At 65.0% G+C, this 8,994-nt stretch carries 8 protein-coding genes and 1 pseudogene; 2 read left to right on the top strand and 7 right to left on the bottom strand.

The annotated features are described in order from the left end of the window. On the bottom strand, nt 1–834 hold an 834-nt coding region (locus K8556_RS38410), incomplete at its 3' end, for a phage major capsid protein (RefSeq protein ID WP_223745110.1). Then, on the bottom strand, nt 831–1,517 hold the full coding sequence (locus K8556_RS38405) for an HK97 family phage prohead protease (RefSeq protein WP_223745109.1): 687 nt from the start codon (nt 1,515–1,517) through the stop codon (nt 831–833). The genes K8556_RS38405 and K8556_RS38410, both read right to left, overlap by 4 nt. 175 nt (nt 1,518–1,692) lie before the next feature. Between K8556_RS38405 and K8556_RS38400 the strand changes: the two genes are divergently transcribed. Then, nucleotides 1,693–2,601: a TIR domain-containing protein gene (locus K8556_RS38400; protein WP_223745108.1), complete on the top strand. Its 909-nt coding sequence runs from the start codon at nt 1,693–1,695 to the stop codon at nt 2,599–2,601. A gap of 740 nt (nt 2,602–3,341) precedes the next feature. On the opposite strand, the gene K8556_RS38395 is transcribed toward K8556_RS38400, so the two are convergent. The 5 genes from K8556_RS38395 to K8556_RS38375 form a co-directional block, all read right to left on the bottom strand. Further along, on the bottom strand, nt 3,342–4,655 hold the full coding sequence (locus K8556_RS38395) for a phage portal protein (protein WP_223745107.1): 1,314 nt from the start codon (nt 4,653–4,655) through the stop codon (nt 3,342–3,344). An 11-nt stretch (nt 4,656–4,666) separates the two neighbouring features. Continuing rightward, nucleotides 4,667–6,061 (bottom strand): terminase large subunit domain-containing protein, encoded by a 1,395-nt coding sequence (locus K8556_RS38390; RefSeq protein WP_223745106.1) that lies wholly within the window; start codon nt 6,059–6,061, stop codon nt 4,667–4,669. Nucleotides 6,062–6,065: 4 nt separating this feature from the next. Continuing rightward, a complete protein-coding gene (locus tag K8556_RS38385; protein ID WP_120546264.1) occupies nt 6,066–6,518 on the bottom strand; it encodes a hypothetical protein in 453 nt (150 codons plus the stop codon). A gap of 167 nt (nt 6,519–6,685) precedes the next feature. After that, complete coding sequence (locus K8556_RS38380; protein ID WP_223745105.1) at nt 6,686–7,009, bottom strand: hypothetical protein; 324 nt, start codon at nt 7,007–7,009, stop codon at nt 6,686–6,688. Next, nucleotides 7,009–7,680 (bottom strand): sigma-70 family RNA polymerase sigma factor, encoded by a 672-nt coding sequence (locus K8556_RS38375; protein WP_223745104.1) that lies wholly within the window; start codon nt 7,678–7,680, stop codon nt 7,009–7,011. The genes K8556_RS38380 and K8556_RS38375 overlap by 1 nt, the downstream gene beginning before the upstream one ends. A gap of 696 nt (nt 7,681–8,376) precedes the next feature. Between K8556_RS38375 and K8556_RS38370 the strand changes: the two are divergent. Further along, nucleotides 8,377–8,994, top strand: a pseudogene (locus K8556_RS38370) (DNA primase); the annotation flags it as partial.

The raw sequence follows: 8,994 nt of genomic DNA, 5'->3' as shown, positions 1-8,994 counted from the left end.
CACCGGCTGCACCATGGGCACGTTGGCCTTCTTCAGCTTCTTCTTCGCCTTGTTCAGCTCCTTCTTCATCTCGCCCAGCGTGGGCGCGCCCGCCGTGGCCACTGTCTCCGCGTAGACGTGGGCCGCGTCCACCTGGTTGCGGATGCCGCGCGGCTCCAGCTGCGTGCCGCTGCCCCGCAGGAAGGCCATGTCCTCCCGCAGCGCCATGATGTTCAGCAGGTCGTTGCGGATGAACTCCTCCGCGTTAATGGAGGCGTTGCGGATGAGGTCGTTGGGCACCGCCGTCAGTGCCGTGAGCTTCTTCTCGGACAGGGACACCGTGTCCGTGCCCGGCTCCGACTCCTGGATGGTGCTCGTCTCTCCGCCGTAGAAGGCCGTGCCCGTGCTGGACTGCCGGTCGAAGGTGAGCGAGGCGCCGATGGGGATGACGCGGGCGCCGGCCTGCCGCACCACGGCCTTGTTGCGCAGCAGCTCGATGAATTCGGAGGCGAACTGGGGATGCACCAGGGAGCCCAGGCCCGAGTAGTTGCCCTGGGAGAGCGCCTTGCTCACCACCTCGTCACCCCAGCCCTTCAGCACGTCCACCACGCTGCGCCCGTCCATGCGCGCAACGGCCTTCGCCTTCACGTAGCGAATGAGGTTGAGGCCCGTGCCCTCCGTCATGTGCTTGCCGGTAATCGGCGCGCGGCGGGGCTCCTCGGGCGCGGTGTCTCCCGCCTTTGAGCCCAGCAGTGCCGCGTAGCTGTCGCGGTGCCCCTTGGACTGCTCCACCAGCTGCGCGGCCACCAGCGGGCCCAGCGACTTCGCCATCTCCTGCATCTGCTCGGGGGTCATGCTTTCTCCTGGAGGTGCTGCAACAGGGCCCGCGCCGTGTGAGCGGCAAGGGCATGGGTGTCGGACGCGGAAAGGGAGGGAGGTGCGGCGGGCGGCGTGGCCTTGCTCTTCTTCCGGCCCTTGCGGCCCAGCGCCTTCACCACCGCGTCCGCAATGTCGCGGATGAGGGCCACTCGCTCGTCGGAATGCTTCTTCAGCCGCACCGCTCGCTGGTTGCCGGGAATCGTGACGACGGAGATTTCGAGAAGTTCCTGCTCTTCGCAGTCGTAACCGCCGCGCTCGTTCTCGTGGTAGCGCAGCATGCGGTAACGCACGCTCACCGCGTTGAGGATGCCCTTCTCGACCTTGGATTCGACGCGCCGGGCGAACTCGTCGTCCTGGTCGAACTCGATGTCCACAAGGAGGGCGTCGCCCTGGATGTAGGCGCGTCCCTTGCCAATCGGCAGGACGTCCGTGCGGCCCGCGCCGAGCAGCCCGCCAGATCCGTCGTCGTGCATGTAGAGGACGACGGGATTCGCCGCATATGCGTCCAGCCGCCAGCCCTGGACGGACAGTCGATCGTTGTAGCGGTCAAAATCGGCATCGTTCGCGCGGAAGGTGAAAACCTTCGGCCTCCCATCGCCAGGGACAGGCGCGTCCTTCTGCGCGACTAGACGTCGAGTTCTTCGAAGAGGATTCGGCATGCCCCCTTTCAATGGGGGCGCTATTCGCGAGTGGTCGGAGCGACGGCCGCCTCGCCCCAAGCAGGTACTACCGACAGTACCGGGACCTGCTTTCAGCCCACGGAGCGCTCATGACACGCCGCCCTTGTCGATCTACACTGGAAGCAGGCACACACATTGGGGAATAGGGGGAGCGATGAAGGCGCGGTACGAAGGTGACGCAGGGCGGCGACTGCTGATTGAGGCCCTTAAGCAACAAGCAGTCGTGCAACACAATGCGGCCCTAGCAGAACTACTTGCCGATGCAGGCGCGCTGGTCGAGTTCAAGCCCGGCGAGTCACTAATGACCCAGAACGACACGGATAACAGCATCTTCTTCATCCTGTCGGGCACAACCTCCGTATTCATAAACGGGCGCCATGTTGCCGACCGAGGCCCTCGCGAGCCGCTTGGAGAAATGGCGCTTATTGATCCATCCGCCCCGCGCGCAGCAACCGTCACGGCCAAGGAGTCGGTAACGGCACTTAAGCTTCTGGAGGTAGACTTTCACCGGATCGCAGATGTACACCCAACGCTCTGGCGCTCCATGGCGTTTGTTATGGCGGAACGCCTTCGACAACGGAACCGCTTTCACAGACCCCCCAATGAACGTCCCGTCATGTTCGTGGGTTCGTCTGCTGAAGGTCTCCTCGTTGCACGGCACCTTCAGTTGGGCCTAAAGCACAGCCCAATTGAAGTGCGTCTATGGACCAACGGTATTTTTGGACCATCTGGAGTCACCATTGACGATCTGCTTAGGCAGGTAGACAACTGCGACTTCGCAGCTTTTATTTTCGGACCAGACGACCATGTTTCAAGCAGAAACAACGATCAGGACGCGCCTCGCGACAACGTAATTTTTGAACTCGGACTATTCATGGGGCGAGTCGGAAGAGAACGGGCCTTTCTGATTAAAGAAAGGAGTACCGATCTAAAGATACCCAGCGATCTTCTTGGAGTAACCGCACTGACATACATAGCACCTCTCCCCAAGGACATCCCAACAGCACTCAGCGCGGTTTGCACCGAAATTGAAATCGCGGCTAATCGCCTCGGAACACGATAAAACAATGCCACTCAGTGACGACCTGCACTCCGAAGTAACATCCATCTTCAAGACAAGCTGGCAAAGACGTGAAGGACGACTAGTCCCAGAGCCTGAATCGGTCGCGCTAGGGAACGATGCAGTCGAACTCGACGCAACCGTCCTTTATGCCGACCTTGCAGAATCCACCCAACTAGTGGACACCAAGCAGGCTTTATTCGCAGCCGAAATATATAAGTCGTATCTAATTTGCGCATCCCGAATCATCAAAAGCGAAGGGGGAACCATAACCGCATTTGATGGAGACCGCGTAATGGGTGTCTTCATAGGCGACAGCAAGAACACCTCCGCCGCTCGGTCCGCTCTCAAAATCAACCATGCCGTCAGAAAGATAATCAATCCCGCGCTCAAAGCGCAGTACCCCAATGATGGGTATGAGGTGCGCCAAGCTGTCGGCATAGATACAAGCAAACTACTTGTCGCACGAACCGGAATCCGCGGATCAAACGACCTCGTCTGGGTTGGACGAGCTGCAAACTACGCAGCCAAGCTCTGCTCGCTGCGAGACGGGGTTTTCGCATCCTGGATCACGGAAAGTGTCTTCAGTGAAATTCATGACAGCGTGAAGTACACGAATGGCCAAGCAATGTGGGAGCAGCGAACGTGGACCTCCCGAAATATGACAGTCTATCGTTCGTCATGGATGTGGACCCCGTAGGCCGTAATCTCCGAATCGTGATTTCTGCAAAATCATTCCGCCTCTATTCCACGGATCCACAGTCCATTTCGGCGTGAGACTGCCGTCCATCCTGCATTTGTCCCGGCATCGGCAGCGGATAGCCCTGCCGGTTCGGGTCCGGCTTGAAGCCCGCTAGCTCCCGCCACTCCGTGTAGCTGAAGGCCTCTGGCATGGTGCTCATGACACGCAACTGGTGCTCGCGGTCCGCCGGAACAGGGCTGTCATAGTCGAGGATGCCGTCCGCGTCGCCGAACAGCGGCATCAGCCGCATTTGGTACTCGGTGCGAAGGAACTCCATGCGGGGGAACGTTGCCTGCTCGGCGAGGTTCTCCCGTGCCGCGAAGGCAGTCGCCTTATTCGAGCTGGAGATGTCGCCCACGATTTCGGGCGGCACCCGGTACGTCATCCGGACAAAGCCCATGAGGAACTTCCGCAGCTCTACCAGCTGCATGTCGCGGAAGCTGGTGTCCAGGCGCGCGAACGTCACCCGGCCGCTGGTGAGGAGCAGTTTGCCCGCCTTGTCCGGACCCTGATGCTCACGCGCCAGCGACTCCTTAAAGGCCTTCGCCCCTGCGCTGTTCGCGTCCGTCAGGCCCTCGATGGAAGCGATAGCGGGCGGCAGCATGTTGTTCCAGAAGGACGCGCGCAGGAATCGCGCCACGAACTCGTCCGTGTCCAGTTCGTCTCCGAGCGCGAAGGCGGGGCCGACGCCGCGCCCGAGCGGATCCTCCGGGTCCAGGTTGCGCAGGTGGAGCACGTCCGCCGCTGGAATCTCCCGCGTCATGCCGCCCACCGAGACAGTGAAGGTCCGCTGCTCACGCGGGACATCCAGCGCCGGCAGGCGGGTGACCAGGTTGGGAGGCACTGGCCAGAAGCCCACGGGGAAGCCCGCCACGCGTTCCAGCACCAGGAAGGCCTCGCCCACGAGGTCCAGGTATACCTGCACTAACTTCGTCACGGAGCGGCCCGTCAGGTAGTCGTTGGGGTCCGCGAGCATCCGCAGAATGGGATGGTCCGGCACCTCCTGGACTTCTCCAGCATCCAACATGGCCTTCAGCCGCATGGCGCGGACCTCGCGCGTTGCGCTCCGCAGCGCGTAGTCCTTCACCGGGTGCCCGTCCGTCGAGACGCGGCGGTACACGCGCCAGTTCACCCCGGCCACGGAATCCGCGACCACGTCCACGACAGCCCTAAGCCAGGGCATCTCGCGGTACGCCGCCAGCAGCTGCGCCGTCCCCCGGCGTGGCGGAGCCTGCTGCCAGCGCGCTAGCTCCAGCCCCGTTCCCTGGCGCGGAGGACGCGCCACAGCCGCCTTCATCCGGTCCCACAGGCTCATCGCATCCACCCTTACAAACAGAAGAACGAGTCAGCGAAGACCAGCTCGTGCGTGCCCCACAAAAGTGCATCCACGCGGTCATCGCGGCGGCCGTTGACGCCGGAGAACTTGGACAGCTGCGCCTCCAGCTTCGGGAAGGTGCCCACCAGTTCGATGCGGCCCGTCTCCGCCAGGGCGCTCACCGGCTCGGCGCGCTTCGACTTCGCCTCCCGCGCACGCACCGGCTTCACATTGACCTGGACGCCCATCTCCGATGCCACGGTCTGGATGGTCGTCTCCACCATCTCTCCGCCCGAGTTCACCTCCGCCACCAAGGCGTCGCAGCCGAAGGCCAGGTACTCGCGGATCGCGGCGGCGGCCCACTCGCGCGGCGAGCCCCGGAGGCTCGCGTCCTTGAGCACCGAAACGCGCTTGAGCGGCGCACCATCCGTCCCGACAAGCGGACTGCTTCTCACACCCTGGACGACGATGCCCGTCTCGTCCGACCCCGTCTCGCTGGTAGGCGCCGGGTCCACGGACACGATGCGCCGGTCCAGGCCCCGCGCGTACTCGTGAGCGTCCGCCTCTACCCTGCCCCATTTTGCCGAGCCAAAGATGGCGCCAGGCACGTCCATGAGCAGCCGGCCCAGGACCTCCTGCTGGCCCCAGCGCGTGTTCATGAGGGCGCGCATGGTTGCGACGGCACTCGGCGCCAGGTTGGCGCGGTTGGCCAGCGAAGAGCCCGTCCGCAGCACCACGCCTGGCCGTAGTGTCTTTGCTTCCGCATCCGCGAAGAGCAGCTCCTCCAGCTTCTTCAGCGGCCGGGGCGTCCCGGTGAGTAGCAGTTGGGGCGGGTGCGCTGCGGTGCCGATGCGCAGCACCATGGGGAGCTGGTCCAATGCCGCCATCTCATGCTTCCAGGAGGCGGGCTCGTCACCCCAGGCCCAGCCGCAGTTCGGGCCTCTCAGCCGGTCCGGCTTATCCGCCGAGTAGCAGATGGCATAGACACCGTTGGGCCACGTCACCCGGCGCTTGCTGGGCTCGTAGACGGGCATGAACCAGGGCGGCGATAGGGCCAGGATGCCGCTGGATCCACGGATCATCGTGTCGCGCACGTCAGCCGCAGTGGGACCGACGAGGGCACCGATGGACTTCGCTTCCCGGGCCTTCTGGATGACCCACCGGGCCCCGCTCCACGTCTTGCCGAAGCCCCGACCCGCCATGATGAAGCAGGTCGCGAACGACGCGGGCGGCACCTGTTCGCGCCTCGCCCAGAAGTCCAGGTCGTGGACGAGCGTTTCCACTTCGGGATGGGTCATCCTCCCGAAGAGGCGCGCCAGTCCCTTGCGGGTGCCGGCCTGGCGCACCATGAACGCGGCCGGGGATTCGTCCGGGGCGAGTTGCTCCAGCATCCCTGCGAAAGGCATGCGCTCACGACGCATCGTCGCCCCCGCTGCTGGCGCCTGCCGTCGCGTCGGGAGCGTCCGGCAACAGGCGACCCAGCCGGTCCATCAGCAGCTCGCGCAGCGCGCGCTCGTCGGCGGCCTTGTCCTCGGGGGCCACCTCCGAGACGTTGTCCCTCCTCCCGTAGAGCTCCGGGAAACGCCGCGACAGAAGCCACTGCACATGCTTCGGGTTGTGCGCGGCAGCCGCCATCAGCATGTCCGTGGCGGACTGCATGAAGCGCGCTTCAGCCGCGCTTACCGCGAGGAAAAAGTCGTGGAAGCGGCCCCGTTCCTCTCCCGCACCGCGATGAAACCAGCGCGAAAGCGTGTGCTCATTCACGCCAACGAGGCCTGCCACGGCGCGACGGAAGAGGCCGCGCTCCAGGTGGCCACAAATCTCGGCCTGAAGTTCAGGGGTTAGCTTCGTGGGAGGTGCCATCCCTCCCTCAATGGGGGCGGGATGCGCGCAGGATTTCCGCTTCGCGCCGCACACATCGCGGGCGGGGCTGCGTTTTTCTCAAGATTTTTCGAGCGTGGGGGCCCGCCGAGCAAGGCAGGAACGAGACGACCGTCCCAAATTTGGACCCGGGGGGCCTCAAGCCATGTTCAACGTGACTGCAATCCAGGCAGAGCCGCCACGATGCGCTCGTGGCAGGCCAGGAAGTCCAAGCAGGAAACCGCCCAGCGCCGCGTATACGCCCCGCCCTCGCACGTTTCCGTGACGGACAGGGCTCCGGCGCCCCTCGGCACCTGGACGCCGCACAGGACGCACGACGCGGCGTGCTGGTTGCGCCGCAACTCCGGCGCCTTGTCGGCGCACGCGAGGTGACGCGGCCCCGTCCCCAGCGTGTACTCGATGCGCTCGCCCTTCAGCACGAACGCGCCGCATGCGGCACACGGGCCGCCACGCTGGGCGACGAGGACGGGCATCAGTCGCCCATGTCCGCCAGGCGCTCGCGGAGCTGCTCGTGGGCACGGGCCAGCAGCACGTCCAGCCGGCTGCGTGGCTCGTTCCAGTCCTCGGCCACATCGAGGATGCGGCATGCCTCCTGCCCCAGGCCATGGACGCGGGACACCAGCTCCCGCATCTTCGGGTCGAGCCGCAGCACCTCGCGGCGGAGCCGCGCGCACTCCTCGCGCAGCGCGTACAGCTCCTCGACAGTGGCCACTTCCAGCGCCAAGGCCGCGTCGTGCATCTGCGTGAGCGAGCCGGGCAGCGACTCTGCCGCATCGTCGCGGCTCACCAGCGGCATGGGCCTCGTCTTCGGCTGGCCCTTGCGCCCGCGCTGGGCTGCGTCTGAGGGCCGGACGTCCGCATAGTGCAGGCGGATCTGCTCCATGATGGCCCGGCGCGCCCGCCACTCCACCCAGGTGGAGAACGTCTGCCGGCCTCGCTTCTCGGGCTTGTACGTCTCCACGGCCTTGAGCGCTTCGAGGAGCGCCACCTGGACGAGGTCATCCTCCAGCAGCGACCCGCTGAGCTTCTCGTAGCCACGGGCCTGCCGCCGCAGCTGGGGCTCCAGCAGGCGCAGCAGCGCGTCCACCAGTTGCCGCGCCCGCCCGGACTCGCCCGCCGCATGACGCCTGTGAATCTCGCTCACCAGCTCATCCGGGCTCGGCCGCGACGCTCCGCTGCGTGAAACATGAAACTCCCGCTTCGCTGCACTGCCCTTCTTCACGCCTTGCCCCTCTCGTGCGTTGAGAAACACGTCGCTCCCCATGCGACAATGTGCGCAGCGCCCAGCAAGACACCTGCCAAGTCACGCACGGAGGTCGAATCTCCGCTTTGCGTGAAACACCCACGCACTTGTGACATGGCGGGATACAGGGCGTGCCGACTTGCTGTGTCCGGATGGACCCGCATGGTTGCCTCCAACGGCCAGGACCTGGGGAGTAGCATCGCCGTCTGACACGTCGGCGCGTGGCCACTAGCACCGGCAAGGCTCCAGCCCCTTCCCCTGCAAATGGGGGCGCACTTCGGCCGTGGCTTTTTCGCGGGTATTTCGTCGCGTGCGCGGGACGCGGCACCGCAAGGCAGGGCGGCGGGCCCAACACACCGGCCGCACACCTATCACTCTCGTTCTCTCTCTTTCATAGAGAGCTTGAGAGAGAACTACATATATACGCGCGAGAACCAATAGGAGATAGGACAACCCCCCCTGTGTGTGGTGTTGCCGTGTGACTCGGCTCTGCCTGCCGCTGCACGCCACCCGTGGAAAGTGCCCCCATTGAGACAGCGAAGGGCGTCGTCCGTGCTGGGCGGTCCCGCTGCCACACGGCTGGAGCACATATCACCCATGAAAGTCGCATTCTACGAATCCGCCCAGGACAACACGCCGCGCGTCGAGGACTGGGACTGGACGCGGTTGCGCGCACTGCTCACCACGCATCGCCGCAGCCAATGCCCGCAGACGCCCTGCCCTGGCCGGTGCCCTGCGAAGAACGGTCCTGCCTGGAGCCCCGTAGACATCGGCGAGCGACGCGGCAACGACTTCGTGCACGCCATCACGCTTGCCGTCTTTGACTTGGACCACCTGACGCCGGAGCAACTGGCGCCGCTCGAAGTGCTGGAGCGCGATGGCTACGCATACGCCCTGCACACCACGCACAGCCACCGGCCACCAGACTTCTGCATGCGCCTCGTCATGCCGCTGAGCCGCCCGGTGCTTCCGCGCGAGTGGCCAGCCGTGCGAGCCGCTGCCCTGGCCATGCTGCGCATACCGGCGGATCCAGCCACCAAGGACCTGTCGCGGCTCTACTACCTGCCCGATGCGCCCGAGGGTGCCGAGTGCTTCGCGGAGAGCACGGAGGGCAAGCCGCTGGACGTGGATGCCCTGCTGGCGTCGTCACGCGCGAGCATTGCGCCGGCGCCGCTGCTGGCCACCGTGGACATGCAGCATCTCGCCACGCTGCTG

The organism is Corallococcus sp. AS-1-12 (genome assembly GCF_020036995.1).
Taxonomy (GTDB): domain Bacteria; phylum Myxococcota; class Myxococcia; order Myxococcales; family Myxococcaceae; genus Corallococcus.
The sequence above is the reverse complement of the archived record's forward strand: the minus strand, read 5'-3'. Positions and strand labels throughout refer to the sequence as shown.

Excerpts from the sequence above, each read along its gene's own strand:
- K8556_RS38405 (WP_223745109.1), bottom strand. The coding sequence starts at position 1,517 with ATGCCGAATCCTCTTCGAAGAACTCGACGTCTAGTCGCGCAGAAGGAC.
- K8556_RS38400 (WP_223745108.1), top strand. The coding sequence starts at position 1,693 with ATGAAGGCGCGGTACGAAGGTGACGCAGGGCGGCGACTGCTGATTGAG.
- K8556_RS38395 (WP_223745107.1), bottom strand. The coding sequence starts at position 4,655 with ATGAGCCTGTGGGACCGGATGAAGGCGGCTGTGGCGCGTCCTCCGCGC.
- K8556_RS38390 (WP_223745106.1), bottom strand. The coding sequence starts at position 6,061 with ATGCCTTTCGCAGGGATGCTGGAGCAACTCGCCCCGGACGAATCCCCG.
- K8556_RS38385 (WP_120546264.1), bottom strand. The coding sequence starts at position 6,518 with ATGGCACCTCCCACGAAGCTAACCCCTGAACTTCAGGCCGAGATTTGT.
- K8556_RS38380 (WP_223745105.1), bottom strand. The coding sequence starts at position 7,009 with ATGCCCGTCCTCGTCGCCCAGCGTGGCGGCCCGTGTGCCGCATGCGGC.